This is a genomic window from Bacillus tequilensis (assembly GCF_012225885.1).
Classification (GTDB): Bacteria; Bacillota; Bacilli; order Bacillales; family Bacillaceae; genus Bacillus; species Bacillus tequilensis.
On sequence record NZ_CP048852.1, the window covers coordinates 3,541,429 to 3,561,451 of the forward strand.

Annotated in this window: 23 protein-coding genes and 1 pseudogene; 7 read left to right on the forward strand and 17 right to left on the reverse strand. The window is 43.8% G+C overall.

Annotated features, from left to right (window positions below):
* The first annotated feature begins 179 nt into the window (after positions 1–179).
* The 3 genes from chrS to chrA are packed head-to-tail and all read left to right on the forward strand — an operon-like array spanning position 180 to position 1,796.
* On the forward strand, positions 180–656 hold the full coding sequence (gene chrS / locus G4P54_RS18600) for a chromate efflux transcriptional regulator ChrS (RefSeq protein WP_024713727.1): 477 nt from the start codon (positions 180–182) through the stop codon (positions 654–656).
* A 13-nt stretch (positions 657–669) separates the two neighbouring features.
* Positions 670–1,263, forward strand: coding sequence for a chromate efflux transporter subunit ChrB (chrB, locus tag G4P54_RS18605; protein WP_024713728.1), 594 nt, complete (start codon positions 670–672; stop codon positions 1,261–1,263).
* Positions 1,260–1,796 carry a chromate resistance efflux protein ChrA gene (gene chrA / locus G4P54_RS18610; protein WP_024713729.1) on the forward strand — a complete coding sequence of 179 codons (537 nt, stop codon included), beginning with the start codon at positions 1,260–1,262 and terminating at the stop codon, positions 1,794–1,796. The genes chrB and chrA overlap by 4 nt, the downstream gene beginning before the upstream one ends.
* 26 nt (positions 1,797–1,822) lie before the next feature.
* Here the strand turns inward: chrA and G4P54_RS18615 are convergent, their stop codons facing one another.
* Entirely contained in the window at positions 1,823–2,044 is a 222-nt protein-coding gene (locus G4P54_RS18615; protein ID WP_167873491.1) for a hypothetical protein, read from the reverse strand.
* Complete coding sequence (locus tag G4P54_RS18620; protein WP_167873492.1) at positions 2,041–2,586, reverse strand: flavodoxin family protein; 546 nt, start codon at positions 2,584–2,586, stop codon at positions 2,041–2,043. The genes G4P54_RS18615 and G4P54_RS18620 overlap by 4 nt, the downstream gene beginning before the upstream one ends.
* A 122-nt stretch (positions 2,587–2,708) precedes the next feature.
* On the opposite strand from G4P54_RS18620, the gene G4P54_RS18625 reads away from it, so the two are divergent.
* Positions 2,709–3,590 carry a LysR family transcriptional regulator gene (locus tag G4P54_RS18625; RefSeq protein ID WP_167873493.1) on the forward strand — a complete coding sequence of 294 codons (882 nt, stop codon included), beginning with the start codon at positions 2,709–2,711 and terminating at the stop codon, positions 3,588–3,590.
* Positions 3,591–3,677: 87 nt separating this feature from the next.
* Here the strand turns inward: G4P54_RS18625 and G4P54_RS18630 are convergent, their stop codons facing one another.
* The 8 genes from G4P54_RS18630 to G4P54_RS18665 all read right to left on the reverse strand — a co-directional run bounded on the left by G4P54_RS18630 (position 3,678) and on the right by G4P54_RS18665 (position 9,469).
* Positions 3,678–4,394 (reverse strand): endonuclease V, encoded by a 717-nt coding sequence (locus G4P54_RS18630; RefSeq protein WP_167873494.1) that lies wholly within the window; start codon positions 4,392–4,394, stop codon positions 3,678–3,680.
* A gap of 92 nt (positions 4,395–4,486) precedes the next feature.
* Positions 4,487–5,146 (reverse strand): hypothetical protein, encoded by a 660-nt coding sequence (locus G4P54_RS18635; RefSeq protein ID WP_167873495.1) that lies wholly within the window; start codon positions 5,144–5,146, stop codon positions 4,487–4,489.
* Between the two features lie 76 nt (positions 5,147–5,222).
* Positions 5,223–5,774, reverse strand: coding sequence for a hypothetical protein (locus tag G4P54_RS18640; protein WP_167873496.1), 552 nt, complete (start codon positions 5,772–5,774; stop codon positions 5,223–5,225).
* A 29-nt stretch (positions 5,775–5,803) separates the two neighbouring features.
* A complete protein-coding gene (locus G4P54_RS18645) occupies positions 5,804–6,169 on the reverse strand; it encodes a hypothetical protein (protein ID WP_167873497.1) in 366 nt (121 codons plus the stop codon).
* Between the two features lie 103 nt (positions 6,170–6,272).
* Positions 6,273–6,785: a hypothetical protein gene (locus G4P54_RS18650; protein WP_016937701.1), complete on the reverse strand. Its 513-nt coding sequence runs from the start codon at positions 6,783–6,785 to the stop codon at positions 6,273–6,275.
* The gene (locus tag G4P54_RS18655; RefSeq protein WP_167873498.1) at positions 6,782–8,758 is read right to left on the reverse strand and encodes a T7SS effector LXG polymorphic toxin; all 1,977 of its coding nucleotides are present in this window, start codon (positions 8,756–8,758) and stop codon (positions 6,782–6,784) included. Before G4P54_RS18655 ends, G4P54_RS18650 begins: the two co-directional genes overlap by 4 nt.
* Positions 8,759–8,776: 18 nt before the next feature.
* Positions 8,777–9,037, reverse strand: coding sequence for a YwqI/YxiC family protein (locus G4P54_RS18660; protein ID WP_003227825.1), 261 nt, complete (start codon positions 9,035–9,037; stop codon positions 8,777–8,779).
* 9 nt (positions 9,038–9,046) lie between these two features.
* Complete coding sequence (locus G4P54_RS18665; RefSeq protein ID WP_167873499.1) at positions 9,047–9,469, reverse strand: YwqH-like family protein; 423 nt, start codon at positions 9,467–9,469, stop codon at positions 9,047–9,049.
* Between the two features lie 322 nt (positions 9,470–9,791).
* Between G4P54_RS18665 and G4P54_RS18670 the strand changes: the two genes are divergently transcribed.
* Positions 9,792–10,049: a DUF2651 family protein gene (locus G4P54_RS18670; RefSeq protein ID WP_167871454.1), complete on the forward strand. Its 258-nt coding sequence runs from the start codon at positions 9,792–9,794 to the stop codon at positions 10,047–10,049.
* Here G4P54_RS18670 and G4P54_RS18675 read toward each other — a convergent pair.
* From G4P54_RS18675 to G4P54_RS18700, 6 genes and pseudogenes are all read right to left on the reverse strand, one after another.
* A pseudogene (locus G4P54_RS18675) lies at positions 10,046–10,259 on the reverse strand (DUF1963 domain-containing protein); the annotation flags it as partial. The gene G4P54_RS18670 and the pseudogene G4P54_RS18675 overlap by 4 nt on opposite strands.
* A gap of 52 nt (positions 10,260–10,311) precedes the next feature.
* Positions 10,312–11,631: a UDP-glucose 6-dehydrogenase UglF gene (gene uglF / locus G4P54_RS18680; protein ID WP_167873500.1), complete on the reverse strand. Its 1,320-nt coding sequence runs from the start codon at positions 11,629–11,631 to the stop codon at positions 10,312–10,314.
* Positions 11,632–11,827: 196 nt separating this feature from the next.
* Positions 11,828–12,592 carry a tyrosine-protein phosphatase gene (locus tag G4P54_RS18685; protein ID WP_167873501.1) on the reverse strand — a complete coding sequence of 255 codons (765 nt, stop codon included), beginning with the start codon at positions 12,590–12,592 and terminating at the stop codon, positions 11,828–11,830.
* A 49-nt stretch (positions 12,593–12,641) separates the two neighbouring features.
* On the reverse strand, positions 12,642–13,358 hold the full coding sequence (locus tag G4P54_RS18690) for a CpsD/CapB family tyrosine-protein kinase (protein ID WP_167873502.1): 717 nt from the start codon (positions 13,356–13,358) through the stop codon (positions 12,642–12,644).
* Positions 13,348–14,094, reverse strand: coding sequence for a protein-tyrosine kinase activator TkmA (tkmA, locus tag G4P54_RS18695; RefSeq protein ID WP_167873503.1), 747 nt, complete (start codon positions 14,092–14,094; stop codon positions 13,348–13,350). Before tkmA ends, G4P54_RS18690 begins: the two co-directional genes overlap by 11 nt.
* Positions 14,095–14,324: 230 nt before the next feature.
* Positions 14,325–14,468, reverse strand: a complete 144-nt coding sequence (locus G4P54_RS18700; protein WP_003242876.1) for a YwzD family small protein — start codon at positions 14,466–14,468, stop codon at positions 14,325–14,327.
* A gap of 203 nt (positions 14,469–14,671) precedes the next feature.
* Here G4P54_RS18700 and G4P54_RS18705 point away from each other — a divergent pair, with 203 nt between their 5' ends.
* Complete coding sequence (locus G4P54_RS18705) at positions 14,672–16,282, forward strand: SWIM zinc finger family protein (protein WP_167873504.1); 1,611 nt, start codon at positions 14,672–14,674, stop codon at positions 16,280–16,282.
* Complete coding sequence (locus tag G4P54_RS18710) at positions 16,269–19,037, forward strand: DEAD/DEAH box helicase (RefSeq protein ID WP_167873505.1); 2,769 nt, start codon at positions 16,269–16,271, stop codon at positions 19,035–19,037. Before G4P54_RS18705 ends, G4P54_RS18710 begins: the two co-directional genes overlap by 14 nt.
* 124 nt (positions 19,038–19,161) lie before the next feature.
* Here the strand turns inward: G4P54_RS18710 and G4P54_RS18715 are convergent, their stop codons facing one another.
* Positions 19,162–20,019, reverse strand: a complete 858-nt coding sequence (locus G4P54_RS18715) for a Cof-type HAD-IIB family hydrolase (protein ID WP_167873506.1) — start codon at positions 20,017–20,019, stop codon at positions 19,162–19,164.
* Positions 20,020–20,023: the final 4 nt, after the last annotated feature.

Here is a 20,023-nt window from a genome sequence, read left to right on the forward strand (position 1 = left end):
ATAGGAAGCCTGATTTCCCACATCTACTGGTACGGCAGAAAAACTGACGAACTTTATTCTTTTCGAAAACAACAAAACATTATTTTATTCATTTTGAAAACAAATATAAAATTGATCTTTCGAAACGTAACTTTTGTGATAAAATGATCTCTAAAAGGCAATGAAAGCAGGTGGAGCAATTGAGTCATGATTATCAAATCCCCAACCTTGTTCTTGATGAGATCGACAAACAAATTCTCAGCATTTTGCACGAGGAAGGCAGGATATCTTATACGGATCTTGGCAAAAGAGTCGATTTGTCGCGGGTTGCTGTCCAAGCTCGAATTAATCAATTAATCGAAGCCGGGGTTATCGAAAAATTCACTGCGGTCATCAATCCCGCTAAAATCGGCATCCATGTATCCGTGTTTTTCAATGTAGAGGTCGAACCGCAGTTTTTAGAAGAGGTCGCTCTTAAGCTTGAAGAAGAGCCTGCGGTCACCAGCCTCTATCACATGACAGGCCCGAGCAAGCTGCATATGCATGGGATTTTTGCCAACGATCAAGAAATGGAAGAGTTTTTAACAAAACGGCTGTATCCCCTGCAAGGCGTCGTCAGTGTTGATTGCCAGATGCTGATCAAACGATACAAAAGCCGTATGGGAATGAAGCTGTAAAGGAGAGAAACGAATGAAAAACCATCCTTATCGGGATATGACGGCCGCAATGGTGCGCACCGGCATATTGGGGTTCGGCGGGGGACCTTCCGTGATTCCGCTGATCCGCCATGAAGCGGTCAATAAATATAAATGGATTGATGATGATGAATTCGGAGAAATATTAGCAATCGCTAATGCGCTTCCCGGACCGATTGCCACAAAAATGGCGGCGTATCTGGGCTTTAAGCTAAAAGGCACGTTAGGCGCAATCGTGGCAACCCTCGCCCACATTCTGCCTACATGCCTTGCTATGGTAGGCTTGTTTGCCGCTGTAAATGTCTTAAGCCACTCAGCAGTTGTTGCCGGCATGATTGGCGCCGTAACACCGGTGATCGCCGTCATGCTCGGAATCATGGCGTACGAGTTTGGCCAAAAAGCGCTAAAAGGTTTCGGCTGGGTCACCGGCATCCTGTTTTTTATCATCGCTTTTATCGGCCTGCAAACGTTACAGATTAATCCAGGCCTTGTCATTATCATTTTCTTAGCGTACGGTGCGTTTCATTTTAAACTGAAGGACAAAATCACTAATAAACAATCAAAAGACAAAGGAATGTCGGCCTCATGATTATGATTTATCTATTTATGGCGTTTTTTATCGCAAACGTACTCGGGTATGGCGGCGGACCTGCGTCTATCCCGTTAATGTTTGAAGAAGTCGTCAACAGATACAGCTGGCTGTCAAACGACCAATTCTCAAACATGCTCGCCCTTGCGAACGCATTGCCGGGCCCGATCGCAACCAAAATCGCCGCGTATGTCGGCTACAGCGCAGGCGGGTGGCCTGGCTTCCTGATTGCGCTGATTGCAACCATCGTGCCGTCAGCGCTCGCCTTGATCGTCCTTCTGCGCATCATTCAGCGCTTCCGCCAATCCCCCATCATCAAAGGCATGACGCTGTCCGTTCAGCCTGTCATCGCGGTCATGATGCTCATTCTTACCTGGCAAATCGGCGCAGATGGCATCAAAGCAATCGGCTGGATCCAATCTATTGTGATTGCGGGAATTGCTCTTCTCGCCATGACAAAATTCAAGATGCATCCGGCCTTTCTGATTATCGCGGCGTTTTTATATGGGGGCCTTGTCATCCCTCATTTATAGAAAAAAGCACCTGGACAGGTGCTTTTTTATTTTGGCCCGGAAATGCCGTTTGATATGACTACTGTTTCTTCTCCTGCATCACGCTTGATGATTTGCTTGACTTGCAGCGTTGTGCCTGCCATTCTCACAGATTGCTGAACCTGACGCGAATTGGTTTCAACATGTATCCAAACAGGAGGCTGGACCTTCCAAAATAAAAAGAATGCAAGAATCAGCATGCCTGCAAGGACCGACAGCAAACACTTCATATCGCATCGCTTCTTTTCAGTAAGCAGCCCGCAGCGGACAGCGCCTGATGATCATGAAGAATATCGCCTGGACGATTGCCTTCTCCCAGCACATAGCCTTTAAAGGGCATCCCTATAAAATCAAAAATATGTTCAAATTGCTGAATCATCGGCAGCCCCTTTATTTTTGGATTATCTCCGCCCACTGCTGTTACATATGCCTGCTTCGCTGACATTTGCTGTTTAAAATCAGGAAATCTCGGATCTCTTAACGTCTGTGACCAGCGATCAATAAACAGCTTTAATGGCCCTGACATGCCAAACCAATAAATTGGGGTGGCGAATACAAGAATATCGCACGGCAATATCCGCTCAATAATAGAATCGTAGTCATCTTGAACAGGGCGAAAGCCGCCATGGGCGTGACGCAGATCTTCAATTGGCTGGATTCGATATTTCCGCAAATAAATGTGCTCCGCATCGAATCCTTGAACAGCCTTCTCCGCAAGAGTATCCGTATTTCCGCCAGACCGAGTTCCGCCATTAATAACCGCAATTTTCATGATGCATCTGCTCCTTTGTTTACGAATGTTTTTCTTCATCATATAATGGATTCATCAATCAATACAGATGATTATTTCGATTATTTCAATCGATTAAACCAATTTAGAAAGGGCGAGAACAAATGGAAATGAAGCAGCTGATAACCTTTATTACCGCAGCAGAACATGTAAATTTCACCTTAACCGCCAAGATGCTTAACTATGCACAATCAAGCGTTACCTCTCAGATCAAATCACTTGAAGAAGAAATTGGGACTCCTTTGTTTGAACGGCTTGGCAAGCGGCTTATCCTGACAGAAGCCGGCAAAACGTTCAAATCCTACGCGGAGAAGATCATTGCGTTAACAGAAGAAGCAAAAATGGCCGCAAATCAAGTAAAAGAAACAACCGGAACCTTGAAAATCGGGGCGACGGAAAGCCAATGCACATACCGCCTTCCGCCTATCATAAAAGAATTCAAACAGACTTTTCCTCAAGTAAAGCTGATATTCAAACCGTATATTTCCAACGAACAAGCGAAAGAACAGCTCTTGCAGGGCCAGCTTGATATCACCTTTATTTTGGATGTGAACCGAACGGAAGACGCACTGCACGTTGAATCTCTGATTCAGGATGAAATCAAAATGGTAGCGGCCAATGACCATCCTTTTCCAGCAGACTCACCAGCAACCTTGAAGGATCTTCAAAACGAAACCCTTCTGCTGACAGAGGATGGATGCTCATACCGCACGCTCTTTGAGAACACATTACATGACGCCGGAGTCTACCCTAATAAATTAGAATTTGTCAGCATAGAAGCCATCAAACAATGCGTGATGGCCGGACTTGGAATTGGGCTATTGCCTGAAATGACAGTAAAAGACGATATTGCCGAAGGACGGATGAAGGAACTCAATTGGCAGAGCGATTGCCCCGTTTTCACTCAATTAGCATGGCATAAGGACAAGTGGATGTCTGCGCCATTAAAGGCTTTTATCGATTTGACGCGAAAAACACTCAAATAAAAATCTTATCTGCAAGGGCGACAAGGTTTTTGATAAAGCAGACACCAAGCATACAAAAAAACACTTGATGGCTTAGAGCCCCAAGTGTCACACGTGATTTTTCTGATAAAATGTTCGCAAAACGTGCGTTTCAAGATCAGCCAAGCGTACAGGGATCGGCAGCCTGCTTTCTTGATTGATCAAGCTCATCGTGATCTGATAGCTGCTGTCTAAATCAATATAATTGCCGCAAGACAAGAAAATAGGCTTCACGTCCCGCCGCGTACGCAGCGCCCGGCCATATACCTCGCCGTCAATGATAATATCGGTATATGCGCCGACTTCATTTTCTGGCATCACGAAATCGCAGCCTTTGATTTTGAGATAGGTTTTCGCAATCCCTATCGTCGGCTTATTGAGAAAAAAAGCCGCATGCGTGGCGACGCCCATATGATTGTAATGCAGATACCCGTTGCCATCAAACAAAAACACATCCGGCTCCGCCTCCAACTTTTTGGCCGCTTCGATGATCAGCGGCAGCTCGCGAAACGCGAGGAAACCGGACACATACGGCACGCTGATTTTCCCCATGCTGTGCACCTTTTCAATGACTTCTTTCGTATCAGCGTCAATGACGATGATACTGCACACCCCGTATGGTTCCCCGTCCTGTTCCCAATAGGCGAGGTCGACGCCTGCGCAGGTGTTGATGGAGTTTGGGGTGATAGAATGAGATAGGGTAATTTTATGTTTAAGGGATTGTTGTGTTTGAACAAAATCCGATTCATCTTTTAGATGAAAATCGTGCATTTGATGTATTTTCATTTCACTTGTTTTCCTCTCTTAAAATAGTCTTCACGCTCAATCGTCCTGTGTTTCGATCTAGCGAAGACTCCTTCAGCAAATTATATCTTTTATTAAAATTCATTTTTATTTTTCATTTCCTTCTTAAAAATAAACTCCAATTGTTTAAGTAATTCTTTAAGTTCAGTACACATCATATCTTCTAAAGGATTTTCCCAATCTTCATTTTTTATCAGTTCAATGACATAACTTCCAGTGGGATCACCTTCTGGGTACCACCCTACGTCAAGTAGCAATTTTTTTGTCTTATGAGAAACCTGCAGGAGATCTTGATTAAAGTCAAATAACCAAGCATCATCATTTGCCTCTAGCGTCTTAGGATCAGTATCTTTTAATGTAATATAATCAACAGTCCAACCAGCCGGTATCTTTAGCCTTAAAAAATTGGGAATCTGTTGGCTTAGTGGCTGCAAACCCTCTAAAACCCCGCTTCCCACAGTCCAGATTTGATATTCTAACTCTTTTAATAAATGTTCTATTTCATCAGAAGATTTTTCTTTATAAATCTTATCTTTTTTTAAGCCCGCTACTATGAGATGGTATTGATCATTTTCATAAAGCACCTTAATAAAGGCCTTTCGTTTTTCATTTTGCAGTATTAGTAATTCACATTTTTCTTGCATCCTTCTTTCTGAACTTAAATTGTTCAGTACTACAGACCAGCCATCACAGATTTTTAATGGCTGCAATTGATAAATATGATCTCTGTCCATCCTACTTCTCCTTGTACTCCACATTGTTATACTATCTATAAAAAAACTTGCCGCTGACAACACGGCAAGCTCTTAACTATAGCAATTCTAATACATCAGTAAACAAGGCATCTCCTAATGTTAATCTCCTGTTGAAAGGCTGTATATGTGGCAATTCACTCCACTCATACACAGTATCGTAGTAATCATACAAATAACTGAGTTCAATAAATCCTTTCTCATGCATTATTTTATTAATATAGTTCGTCCCCTGAATCAATTCTAAAGATTCAGCGGTCCCAACAATGTCATAAGCCCCATCGATTAAATCGTGTCTTAGGGAATAACTATAATCTAATACATAAACAGGAACCAATTTAGATACTTTCATATTGATTTGCTGTTCTAAATGAAATCCATTTTCCCCAGAAAGATCTTGCAAGTGAATATTGATTTCTCCTGAAGGACTGTTTAAATCTCTAACTTCAATTTTTTTCAAACCTTTTATTTGATTACATTCATCAGGTACTTTTATTTTCTCTGCGCATTTGTTCTTGTACCATTCGTCTAATTCCCTATTCACAAATAGACGATGAAGCAACTCACCAATTTCAGGATATTCATTAATAAATCTGATTCCATGTTCCATTTGTAACTATTCCATCCATTATTATTTAACTACTTCCACCAAGTAGTTGTTACTTGTTTTAAATGATATTCAATATATAAAATCACTTTTTTATAATCATCTGATGAAAATTCTTTAATAGGATCTTTCCAATCATTATTTTTGACTATTAAAACCAGATAGTTACCTTCAGGAGAAATGTCAGGAACCCAGCCTAAATCAAGCGTTATTGAGGATTGTTCATGATAAAGCTGCAACAAACTGTCTGTGAACAAAAACCAGGAATCATCATTCGGTTCTAAAGTTCTTGGATCTATTTCAACAAAATGATTATAATTTACTTTCCAACCTTGTGTTATTCTTAGAGGATGTATATTAGCTTTTGGAACATCTAATTTAATATGTTTTCTTTCCATGAGAACCTCTGATAGTAACTATTAATTTCCTAAGCTTTATTTTTTATAAGGTTCAATGCTATAGCTTCCGGTTCAATCTCCTTCTGGGTACACCCCAAATAAACTAATCATTCATATCTTTAGGGGGTATAAAAGCGACTAATTGACCTTCAGGATATATACCTTTCCATCCACAAGGCCATCCGCCTGTTTTATACACTTGAAACATTTTCTCAAAAAGATTGTCTTTATTACCGTTTACTAGACGATTGATTGCACATTTATACAGATCTGACTCTACTTCTTCAGCAATATCCCAAAAATCCATAGGAATGAAATCTTCAGAATAGTTATCATCAGAATTGAAAATATTCGACAATTCTTCATCTAATGTTTTTAAGTGATCATCACTTAAAATTATACCCAATAACTGTCCGCTTTCATTTGATTTTACATCTTGCCAAACTACTTCAACTTCATCAGTATCTTGAGACCATGCTAATTGTTGCGCTATCTCAAAATCTTCTATAAGTGTAATATCAGACAAATTCCGATTATTATTCTTAAATAATTCTCCGTGCTTAATAAAGTCAATTACCTCTTCCACTAAATCGCTATATTTACCGTAACTACTCATTTATTTAACCACCTTTCCCATAATTCCTCTGTAGCTCCCCCACCTCTTTGCCAAATAGGAAGCTTTTTGTTTTGACCCCTTTTATAAAATTTTTCTACATTTTTGATTTTCGATTTATAAAGAGGTATTCCTTTTTCCACCCCTAATTTTAGTTTTTGCTGTAATTCATAGACTTGTTGTTCTAAAACTTCAACATTTTCATTAATGTCCATTTTATTTAACTGTTTTTTTACAACATTATTATAAACACTGTGATAACCTCTATGTCTAGACAAAGTGCTTATTGCCTCTGCAGGGATTGGTAAGAAAATACCGTTCGATGCATGATTTGTTTCCATTCCAATTTTTTTAATTATAGGATGGTTATATAGTTCTCCAGGAATAATATGTTGGGCTTGGTATCCAGTCCATTTTGATGACCGTGTTAATCCCATAGATTCTAACAAGTTTTTCCCAAGTTCAGTTGAATCACTTTTTGTTGTATGACCCGGTCGTCCCGGTATTTTCCTCTTCTGCTCTATCATCGGTCCCTTAGTGCCTTTACCACTACCCGCCATCTTCACAATTCCAAGATCTTTCACAGCTTTGGTTTTCACATCAGCATGAACAATTGGGAAAGTTGCGCCATCCGGTGTGACAGTCTTGTGGACGCGAATTTTTACATTCGTCGGCACTTTGAATTCTTTTACTTGGTCTAGAATCTTTTTCCCTTTTTCAACTTTTGCTGCTTGTGGCGATTTTGCAAGCGGTATGCCTTTGTCAATATGTTTCGCCAATGCACCAGCACCAACTAAACTCAATGCCGCTTCCAGCGCCCCTTGCTTCCGCTTCTCCTCAGACACTTTGTTTCCAAACATATCTTTCCCCGTGACGGCTTCTGAGAATCCGTTTGATGCAACGAGGCCGTATGCGCCCATTTCTGTCATTTTGAGAATGTCTAAGGATTTGCCTGTTTTGTAGGCGTCTAAAGCGTGTTCAGCAGCGATAGCTGCTTTTCCGGTTTTGTAGATGGCTTTTCCGCCTTTGAAGGCGCGGCCTGCCCAGCCGACGACCGGTATAAATCCGGCAGCGGCCATTGCTCCCGCTGTCACACGTTCTGCGGCGGAGAGTTTTTCTCCGGTAACCGGATCAACGCCTTCGGTTGCCCTTTTATAATCATAATAGCCAGTGACTTCTCCAGTAAAGTTGCAAACTCCATCCCATGTTTTTTCGTACCACGGTTTGTTCGCTTCTTCCTCGGCTTTTTCCTGGAGCCGTCTTGCTTCTGCTTGCTGGGTTTTTGCATCAATATAGGTCGTTCCCTGTTTTTCTGCTTCAATGACGCTTTTGTAGATTTCATTGCTTTGGAAAGCTTTTTTGTCGTAATACATAGGGGATGCGCTTTTCCCGTTGCTGGTGGCTTGCATGAGAACGGAATATTTGCTGAGCACCGCGTTGTCCAGAGATTCTAAATTTTGATATTCAGTAGTGAGGGATTCGTCAAGCTTATCGACTGCCGTGATTGTGTCACGTCTGATTTTTTGGGCATCGCCCATCTTATCTGCATAGTCTTCAAGCGTGTACATGTCGAGATCAATAATATCGCTGATGCCAGACAAAATAGAATCGATTTCTTCTTTATGAGCGGAGACAATCTCAGAGGCTTTCAAGTCTCCGTTGGGCAGCTCATGATCCAAAAATGAAGTCTCCACGTATGAATCACTGAGTTCTTGATCTTTAATATCTCCCGAGATGCCATTTAAAAACGCAATTTGAGCAGAGACAAGCGTCAGCCAGCTTTCGACGATTTCCGCCTGCCCCTGAAAGAAATCTTTAATATTGTCCGCGCCTTTTCCTTTAAAATTGTCGCCTAAATCCGCCACTTCCTGAAACGCTTTTTTCAGCGTGTTCAGCTGCTCTTCCAGCGTCTCATATTGCTTTTTTCTGCTCTTCGCTTCTTCGATTAAAGATTTTGATTCAAATACTTTACTCATCGCACTGCCCTTTCTGTTCTATTTTACCGCTATCGCCTCGTCCTGTTCTTTGAGTGAATCTACGTTATCCTTTGTATCCTCGATATTTTTCTGTACCGCTTTTTTATAGTCTCCGAGCATGGTTTTGATGTTCTCCTCACGCTCATGATATTTTTTCGTATAATCGAGTTTGTTTTTTCCATTAGACCCGGCGGCGCCGATTGATACATCAGCAAGCGCATCTTTGACAGAATCCAATGTTTTGATGACTGTGTCGTACTTCAGCTTAATTTCTGACATAAAAAAAGATCACCACCATTTTAGTTTGCTAATTTGTTTTCCTGCTTCTTCTAAGAAATCTTCTCCCTTAGCAAGAAGATCGCCTGCGGTATTCGCTGCGCTTTTTGTCAAATTCAGCTCAAATTTCTCTGCTTCAAGCCTAAGTATTTTGCTTTGAATCGAAGACATATAATGGTTATATTTTTCATTCACAATCTTAGATGCTTCCGATTTCGCCTCTTCTCTGCCTTTGTCGAAATCATCCGCTTTTGTTCCCGTCCAGTGCTTGCCCAATTCCGGTTTCACAATTTCTTTGATTTCAGTGATTGCCTCTTCTTGCAGTGTGTCTATGTCTTTTTTTGCTTTTTTCAGTTTTTCGATCTTGTCTTCCACGTCGGAAATTTTTCCGTTGAGCGAACTTTTGATATCCGCCAGCATACTTTCATAACCCATCTGAATCACCTCTTAATACTCAAAAAGTCGTATGGAGGGGCTGATGAAGATAGACTTTTCCATACTTTATTTCCATATATTATATTTTAAAATAGCCAGAAGGCGGCTTAAATAGGGTAAACGGCTTAATTTAGGTGTATAACGCTCTCGAAAGGTAGGTCTATGAGCTTGTTTTTGTTCGTTATACAGCTAATGAAAACGTTTCGCAAAACGAAAACACCTAAAGTCATAGTTAAAAAGGCACTTGAAAGCGACAGATGCTGTTGATCTGCCTCTACTTGTTTTGTTGTGATTACTGTAAAATGATATAAAGGTGATGATAATGAGTGTTTTCAGTCCGATGATGTTATTTTTTGTTGTCTTTCCTTTTCTGTCCTTCTTTGTTTTCGGTATTGCAGGCACATTGCTGTTTCCAAAACATGGTCTTTGGTCAATGCCTCTTACGGTGCTGAGCTTATTGATTATGTTTATGTTCTGCATCGATTCAGCCACGTCTGATTTTGTCATTTGGCTTATATTATTTCCGCTTCTGACCCTATTGGCATCAGGAGTGACGCTTTGGATCAAAAGCTTGTATTAGCTGCGGTCCCAGTTGTACAAAACGTTTGAAAAATCTTTTTCCCTTAAATATTGGCGATGCCAACGTCACTCCACATTGAATCAATATCATCGTCTCAATCCATTTGCAAAAGAATGATGGTGGGTTGTATTCCCGCGAACCATACTGAGTAAAAGAAGCGTATCCGCCGATTTTATGACCGAAGCCGTTTTCAGCCACTTCATTCATCAGCAATAGACGAAAAAAAAGACTGGCGCTCAGCCAGTCTTTGCTTTGACAACTATTAAATTGCGCCAGAAGGAACAACCGCCTTCCGTCCCACAGAATAATACTCTACCCCAGCGCCCGCAGCTTCATCCAATGTATAGCAGTTTCTGCCGTCAAATATGAGCGGCGTTTCCATTAAATCCTGATAAGCTGTTAACGGAAATTGTTTAATGTCGGCCCAGTCGGTTAAAATCATGACGGCGTCGGACCCTTTGACTGCTTCCTCGATCGTCTCTTTGTATTCAACAGCTTCTGGCAAAACACGCTTCGCATGGCCGGCGGCAATGGGATCGTATGCGTTAATATGGGCGTCGAGCGCAGCGAGACGGTCCGCAATGACAATCGACGGCGCTTCCCTCATATCATCTGTATTCGGTTTAAATGACAGTCCTAAAAGAGCAATTGTTTTTCCCGTCACCCCGCCGAGCCTGTTCAGCGCTTTATCGACCAGCATCGCCTGCTGATTGTTGTTGACCTTAATGACCGATTTCAGCAGTTCAAAATTATGCTCGACATTGCCGGCAATTTGCACGAGGGCGTTTGTGTCCTTCGGAAAACAGGAGCCGCCGTAGCCTATGCCCGCTTTTAAAAACTGGCTCCCGATCCGCTTATCCTGTCCCATGCCGTACGCGACTGCTTCAATATCGGCGCCGACCTTTTCACATATATTCGAAATTTCATTTATAAAACTGATCTTAGTGGCCAAAAAAGCATTCGAGGCATATTTGATCATCTCGGCGCTTCTGATATCCGTTTGATAAATCGGGATTTGAAATGGGCTGAAAAGCTCCTCAAGCGTCTTGGCGGTTTTCTGATCCGCTGTTCCGATCACGATCCTGTCGCCATGAAAGGTGTCATAGATCGCCGACCCTTCACGTAAAAATTCCGGGTTGGATGCCACTGAAATGCTGACAGGCTCCGATAGATGTTCAGTGATCAGTCCATCAATCAAATCGTTTGTCCCGACTGGCACTGTGCTTTTCGTTACCACGATGGTGTCCTTTTTGACATGTTGAGCGATGCATTTGGCCACATCTGTAATATGCGCCAAATCCGCGTGCCCGTCGCTTTTCTGGGGCGTGCCGACCGCTATAAAAATAATGTCTGCCTGTGTCAGGCCTTTCTCATAGCTCGTTTCAAAGTCCAGCCGTCCATCAGCTGTATTTTTTCTCATCAGCTCTTCAAGACCCGGTTCAAATATAGGGGAAATGCCCTTTCTCATCTCATCAATCTTGTGAGCGTCAATATCAATGCAGGTTACATGATGTCCAATCTCAGAAAGAGAAACACCTGTCACAAGACCGACATAGCCTGTTCCGATGACTGTTATATTCATCTGTTTCCCTCCAACAGTTAAATTGCTGCTTTGCAGCTTTCGTATTATCGTATGAGAGCATCCTATCATGCATGCGGATGATCTCCCGCGCAGCCTGTCGGGTACAGCCTGTACAAATTTCTGAAATGTGATTCAATCATACAATATACTATTATATCGCTCTCATAAAGAAAGTGGTGAAATGAAAACCGGGTGTTTAAAAGAGCCCAAATAATTTTCTTCTTTTGACCCGCTGCGGAGGCCGTCTAGTGATCGTCTGGTTTTGCAGAAGAAGCTCGGCGTTTTCCGTCAGCATATAAGGGCATTCCGAACCGAATTCTTTCTCAAGAACATGAAGGGCTTTCTGGTAATGAAAGTCTCTTGTTTTCAGATTATGAGCATCTGAGGCTACGAAATGAACCAAATGGGCTTCAGTCAGCCGAAGAGAAAATGCTTTCAGCTGTTTTCCGAAAATCCCTGCAAGACTTCCTGAAGTAATCTGAGATGCCGCGCCTTTTTCCACAAGGTGATACAGCAAGGACGGGTTTTCGCGAAATTCCCTGTTGCGTTCTGGATGGGCGATAACTGGTATATATCCTTTCAGCTGCAAATCATAAAAAAGCTGCTCCGCATATCGGGGAACGTGATCAAATGGAAATTCAATCAGGATGTATTTCGTATCATTCAGCGAAAGCAGCTGCCGATCAGATAGGTCCTGTTCCAAACCGCCGTAGATTCGAATTTCCTGACCCGGAAGCACGGTTAACGGGATGTTTTCTTTAATCAAACGTTTGTTTAACTGATCTGCCGCTTCTCTGACTGCGGCTGGCTCGTTTTCGTACACACCGTTCTTATGATGCGGTGTCGCAATGATGCTCCTGATTCCCTGACGGCCAGCGGCTCTTGCCATTTCTATGCTGTCGGCTGAATCGCCTGCCCCGTCATCCATTGCCGGAAGAATGTGACAGTGAATATCAATCATGTCTTAGCCTCCCTTTTTTCGCAAAAATAAATAACGGGCAAGACGCACGTTATTTATTTTGTATGAAATTATCCTTGTTTCCGTAGTATCTGTATTCAGAGCGCTTCGAGAGCTTTTTGCCATTCATAATTGCCCCAAGGAGCTTGCTGCTGCATGATTCGAGCACCTCTTTCGCTTTTGCGGCTTGTTCTTTTTCTGTTTTCCCGCTTGAAATGACCAATACAGAACCGTCTGCCACACTGCCTACAATCTGCGCATCTGCTACGGCGAGAATCGGCGGCGTATCAAAAATGACCATATCATATGCCTTACACGCTTCGTCTGCAAGCTCCTTCATCCACATCGAGGAGAGGAGTTCAGCGGGGTTTGGCGGGATCGGACCGCTCGTCAGCACGTCAAGACGTTTTTCACTCGAGGCTTGTACAGTCTGCCTCAGTGAGCTTTTCTTTAATAAGACAGATGTTAAGCCACTCATATTCTCAAGATGAAAGGCCGTATGTACGGTGGGTTTTCGCAAATAAGCATCAATCAGGAGCACTTTTTTTCCCTGCTGGGCAAATACGACAGCCAGATTGGCGGCCGTCGTTGATTTTCCTTCTCCGGGACAGGCCGATGTGATCATCACTGATTTCATCGGCCTGTCCACTGAAGCAAATTCTATATTCGTCCGAATCGTCCTATATTGTTCAGAGTTCAAGGATTTCGGCTCTGTCATCGCAATGACATTCCCGCTCATCCAAGAGCCCCTGCTTTTCCTAAACGCCAAAATGTCCACTTCCCGCCTTTTCAGATTGGATACCGTGCAGGCTCTTCCCTGTTTTCCGATCATTCGCTATCGTGGAAACCGTCCCTAAAACCGGAATGTCCAGCAATGATTCGAGCTGCTCTTCCGATTTGATCGTATTATCTAAATGCTCAAGCAGGAAAGCCAGTCCGATGCTTCCCGCCAATCCGGCCGCAAACGCGATGGCAATGTTAAGAAGCGGCTTTGGTGATACAGGTGACGGATGTTCTAAAACCTCGGCTTTTGACAGAATACTGACATTGTCAACATTCATAATAGATGTGATGTTGGTTTTAAAGACAGATGCGATCGTATTGGCAATATGAGCCGCTGTTTCCGCGTTTTCATCCCTGACTGATATGTTGACCACTTGGGAGTCCTGTTCGCTGGATACGGAAATTTTGTCATTCAGTTCTTGCCATGTCATCGGCAGGCCCATTTCTTTAATGACTTCGTCTAATATGGCAGGGCTCTTAATGATGACGTTGTACGTATTGATTAACTGAAGGTTGGTTTGGACATCGTTAAATTGGACTTCTTTTCGATCATTTTTTGATTGATTGACCAGAATCTGAGTTGAATTTTCGTAGACGGGTGTAAGTGCGAAGAAACTGATGAGTCCGCCGGCAGCAGTGGCAGCTGCAGTCACAATCACAATCAAAAGTAAGCGTTTTGTTAACGTTGATAATATCTCTTTCAAACTAGTAGATTCCCTCATGATACCTCCAAATCTCTTAAAGCATCCTTTTACATTTACGATTATACAACGCAGAAACCACATTTCTCCAGATTTTCACGTGACAACATTCGACATTTCTACAAAACGCTGTGGCGCGACCATTTATGTAAGCGTTCTATTAATTATCTGGACACAGACGTCTCTTTTCCCCTATTCAGGCCGTCATGTCACCGCACATAAAAAAATCCCGCAAAAGGCGTGCGGGACTCTTATGTTGCATATCCATTTTTAATATGAGAAATCAAATTTTCAAGCATTTCCTTCGTCGTCATCTCAGATGACTGCTCACCAATTTCATGTGCATGCATCAAAATTTTCAGAAATTCCTCTTGATTTAATTTCTTTTCACTCATCTTTTTGTTCCTTTCAGCTTCCATTGAGTTGAAAACACGATTATTATATGATGCCGGTTATCAATTTGCAATCTCTAATACATCATTCGACACATTCCACTTTTTATGTCCTTTTTTAGGAAAAACTTTTTCAGGCCGATGTGTTGCGATATAATAGAGAAATTGGATCTTTTTATTACGTGACTCGGTTAGGAGCGATAATCATGCTTCAGAATATGATTTCCAAAGACGATGTGCTGGCATCTGCTGAACAGTTGAAAGAACTTCTTCCTTACAATGAGGAAAATGTTCAGCTGATCAAAAAAGCCCTTATTTTATATCGGCAGGATTCAGTCTATCGTTTACAAGCAGTGAGTCCGACGGAAGTTACGGCTTACGTGCAGGATGTTGTGCCTGTGCGGGTCACATTGAACTTGTTTGTCATAGTCAAAAGCGGCTGTTCATGTCCGTCCGGAAGAATCTGCCGCCATATGCTGGCTGTTTTTTTATATGTATATGCAATGTTCGGGCGAGTGGGTACTTTTACAGAGTATTGGCTGGAGAGGGAAAAGCTTGAGGAAAGCAAGGAGCTCGTCCGCCGCCAATTTCAGGAAAAGGTGCTGCCTAATGAAGAATCGCTTTCAAGCTGGCTCGCTTTTTTTGATTCTGAGTTTTCTCTCTGGCAGGCGCGCACGCCGGAGGGCAGCCAAAACATGCAAGGCCTTTATTACGGCTACCTGTCCGCATTAAAAAAGCACACGCCGAATAAGCCAGAGCTGAAAAGCCTGTATCAGATTCATTCCGCGATTGCCGTGTGGCTTCGGATGTTCGCATTGATTGAAGCGGGCAAACTGAACCCTGAGAAAGACTTTTATTCCCTCAATCCGTATGTTGAACAGCTGATGGATACGATCTACAGCTCTATTGATAAATTGAAAACATACGCCTTGTCTTTTGCGCTTGATCCGTTTTTGGAAAAAACACCGGATGTTATCCGACAGTTGCTGTTGAAAGAAGATATTTTTCAATATGAACGGATCCGCATCTTTGGTGAAATTTGGAGCGCGCTGCTGTCACGGCCAAAATGGGTGGCACGCGAACAGGAGATTTTAAAAAAAGAAGCAGGACGGCGTTTTTCTCCTGAATTGCAATTTGGGCGCCTGCATTTGGAATTCCTGCTAAAAAATGATGATGTTATTTTTGCAGAAGCCGATCAATTTCCGCCGGAAGCACTGCCGTATACGTTTCAGTGGCTGAGTGAAATCACTGCCAAAAAGGATTGGAAACGGCTGAAAACATGGTATCAGCGGATTGAACCGATTGCGATGGGTTATACGAAGCTGGATAAGCCGTTTAAAGAGATTCGCGACGTGATCGGCGAGCTGTTCCTTCTGCTGAATGCCTATGTGAAGCAAACCAATGACCAAGCGCTGTTTGAACGCTATGCCGCGGGCTGTCTGCCGTATACGTTCACAGAATACAGCCATCATTTGTATGAGAAAAAACGCTATGCCGAATGGATCGAAATTCACAGCCTTGTCGGCTTTTCCATCTATGAAATGGATAAAATGATGCTGAAAGAGATTGCAGCGAGCGATCCTGAGGCGCTGATACCGGCTTATCACAGAGAAGTGGCCTTTTTCATCGATCAGAAAAACCGCAGCTCATACAAGGAAGCCGCCCGGTATTTGAAAAAACTGCGCACCCTATACAGAAAAGCGAAGAAACTGAAGGTGTGGGAGCGTTATATTCAGCAGCTGAGCTCACATTATAAGCGCCTGCGCGCACTTCAAGAAGAACTGCAGAAAGGAAAGTTGATTGATGGCGAGTCTTAAAGAAATTCTCATCCACGTTGAACAAATGGAAGATGGATCATTTACACTCTCAGCCTTTGATGAGAATGAGCAGCCTCTTCCCTACAGCCATATGAAAAAGCATTTGTTCCAATGGCACGAATCCTCATTTTACGGAACCTTTCTCGAGGATGTCAGCTTCATCGGGACAACCGCTGTCTTGCTTTCTCCATGGATGACTGTAGAGCTTCTCGGCAAAAACTCGTTCAACTCATTCAGCTCCGTGCAGCTTACAGAAGAAACGGAGCCGCTGATTGAAGCGGCTTCGACCATCTATGAATTTATCGCAGACGGCGATTTTCTGCCTGATTATGAAGCATGGACAAACGGTGTTTTTCGCTGGAAGGACCGGGACAATATACTGGAGGGCTTTACTTCGGATTGGTTTTCCGCTGCCGTGCAGGATTACATCCAATACGATGATGACCTGCGGGAGAAATGGGAACACATCAAGGAGAAATCGCCTGCGGTCACGACATTCCGCGGACATTTTCTCGATGAAGAGGATTTTCTCGAAGGGATCGGCTGGATTGATGATCAATCACCATTTACAGTCGGCCTGCGCTTAAATGAACCGGATTTTGACGGAGACGATTGGAAAATCGAAATGTTTCTACGCGATAAAAAAAGCGGCGCTGTAGAATTCTTTGACGGGCTGAAGAGTCTTAAGAAATCGTGGCAGGCGCACAGCGATAAAATCGCGCGTGAGCAGGATCGCTTTCACAGAACAGTGCCGTGGCTCTCATTTGATTCCGGAACAACGCTGATATCAGAGGAAGAAGCTTGGATCTTCCTGTCAGAGGCGAGTGAGACGCTTGTCGATATGGGCGTTGAAATTCTTTTGCCGTCCTGGTGGCAGATTGTCAGAGACAGCAACATGATGCTGAAGGCAAAGGTGTCATCCGCCCCGCGCGGCGAATCGTTTGTCGGCATGAATGCGCTGCTTGATTTCAATTGGCGGTTTGCGACAAATGGCATTGAGCTGACTGAAGCTGAATTTAATGAGCTGGTCGCCAGCAACAGACGCCTTGTGAACATCCGCGGGCAATGGGTGAAAATTGATCCGCAGTTTATCAAACAGATGAAACGTCTGATGGAAAAAGCGGAATCGGAAGGACTCCACATGTCTGACATTTTGGCGCGCGAACTAATGGATCAGGGGGAAGGCGGGCTTGAGGATGCAGATCTGATTGATGCATCCGCTTTTGCCGGCATTCAATTTGATCTGTCCAAACAGCTCAGGTCACTGATTCGGAAGCTCACGGCCGCGGAAAATCTGCCGGAGCACAACGTCAGCCCTTCTTTCCAAGGAACGCTCCGCCCCTATCAGAAATACGGCATGAACTGGCTGCTGTTTCTGCGGGAAAGCGGTTTTGGCGCCTGTTTGGCTGACGATATGGGGCTTGGGAAAACGATTCAAATGATCGCTTATTTCCTTCATGTGAAGGAAAGCGGACGGCAAGAAACGCCGCATTTGATTATCGCGCCGACATCTGTACTCGGCAACTGGCAGCGGGAACTTCAAATCTTTGCCCCTGATCTGTCTGTCGCGCTGCATTATGGACCGCGCCGTCCAAAGGGTGATGATTTCACTGCGCATTACGAAAACGCAGACGTGGTGCTCACTTCATACGGTTTGTCTCATGCTGATTCGGAAGAGCTGTCTTCTGTGACATGGAGTACGATCTGCCTTGATGAAGCGCAAAATATTAAAAACGCGCATACGAAGCAATCACGCGCCATCAGAAAGCTGAAAGGACTTCACCATATCGCGCTGAGCGGCACTCCGATGGAAAATCGTTTAACTGAGCTGTGGTCGATTTTTGACTTCATGAATAAAGGCTACCTCGGCAGTTTGACGGGCTTCCATAAACGCTATGTGCTGCCGATCGAAAAAGACCGGGACGAAAAGAGAATCGGACAGCTTCAGCAGTTAATCCGGCCGTTCCTTCTGCGGCGGACAAAACGGGATGAGGAGGTCGCGCTTAACCTTCCTGAGAAGCTCGAAGAAAAAGAGTTTATCCCGCTGTCAGCCGAACAGGCGTCACTTTATGAGCAGCTTGTCAAAGACACATTTGACCATATGACATCACTGACCGGCATGCAGCGAAAAGCGCTGATCCTCAGCATGCTCGGACGGCTCAAGCAAATATGCGATCATCCCGCGCTCTATTTAAAAGAAGATCAATCCGAGCTGCTGGCTGGCAGATCAGTCAAGCTCGAAAAATTGCTGGAGCTCATGACAGCGATCCGCGCCCAAAACGAAAGCTGCCTTATTTTCACGCAATACATTCAGATGGGGAACATGATGAAGCGGCTGCTTGAAAAAACATTCGGTGAGCCTGTGCAATTTCTAAACGGGAGTCTCACGAAGCAAGAGCGGGATACCCTCGTGGAGAAGTTTCAGAAAAAAGAATACCCGACACTCATTCTTTCGCTCAAAGCCGGAGGCACCGGACTTAATTTGACCGCCGCCAATCACGTCATCCATTATGACAGATGGTGGAACCCGGCGGTTGAAAACCAAGCCACTGACCGGGCATACCGCATAGGTCAAGAGCGCTTTGTCCACGTTCATAAAATGATTACAACGGGCACAATTGAAGAAAAAATCGATATGATGCTCGAATCGAAGCAAACGTTAAACGATCAAATTATCCAAAGTGAAAAATGGATTACCGAGCTTTCCACACAGGAACTTGAGGATTTGTTTACATTAAGCGCTTCAGCGCGATGATGACTATAAAAAAGCTGGCTCTTTCAGGAGCCAGCTTTTTCCGTTCATAGCCGTCACGCCGAATTTCCAAAGAATCCGTTACGCCGGTTATCAACAGGATGCACTTTTGGTTTAGTCTATAAACCTACAATAAGTTCTTCATCATATGGGCAACGCCGTGTTCATCATTGGTCAAGGTGACGGCGTCGGCCATTACTTTGATATCTTCCCGCGCATTACCCATCGCCACACCTTTTCCCGCAGCCTCCAGCATCGATTTGTCGTTTAAGCTGTCACCTACAGCCGCGGTTTCTTCGATCGGAATATTCAGCCGTGCCGCAAGCTTCTTCAGCGCCTGCCCCTTGGAAGCTTTGCGGGCAGTAAGCTCAAAGTTATGCTCAGCCGAACTGACAAGCGTTAAATCATCAGCATGCTCATATCTTTTCCAGCCTGCTTCAAGCTTCTCTTTGAAGAAAGAAAAACCGAGAATGTTATAAAAATCAAGCTGCCGGCCAGGCTCAAACAGCTCTTGAAACGAGTCGATGTAAGCGAAGCCGGATTGGGTGTATTGCACCTCGGCTGCCTGCTTAAGGACGGCAAGATCCGCTTCCGGATTCGCGCTTTTGAATCGATCCAGCTCAATCTCAAGCAGCTCTCTTCCTTGCTGAGGCGTATAAATAGCTGAGCCCGTGAATACTTCGTAGTAATAGTTTTCCGACTCAAGCCATGAGAGAATCTCATACGCCCGTTGCTTCTCAATGGTTTCCTGATGATAAAGCCTGCCGTCAGTATCGTGAATAACGGCGCCGTTTGCGCTGATGACCCACGTTTTGATTCCAAGCGGCTCAAAGATCGACACGACATCAAAATAAGCGCGCCCGGTAGACACGACTACTTCAATGCCGTCTTGCTGGGCCTGCCGCAGAGCGTTTTCATTTTCCAAGCTTACCCGATGCTTACTGTTGAGTAAGGTTCCATCTAAGTCAATCGCAATTAATTTCACGTTT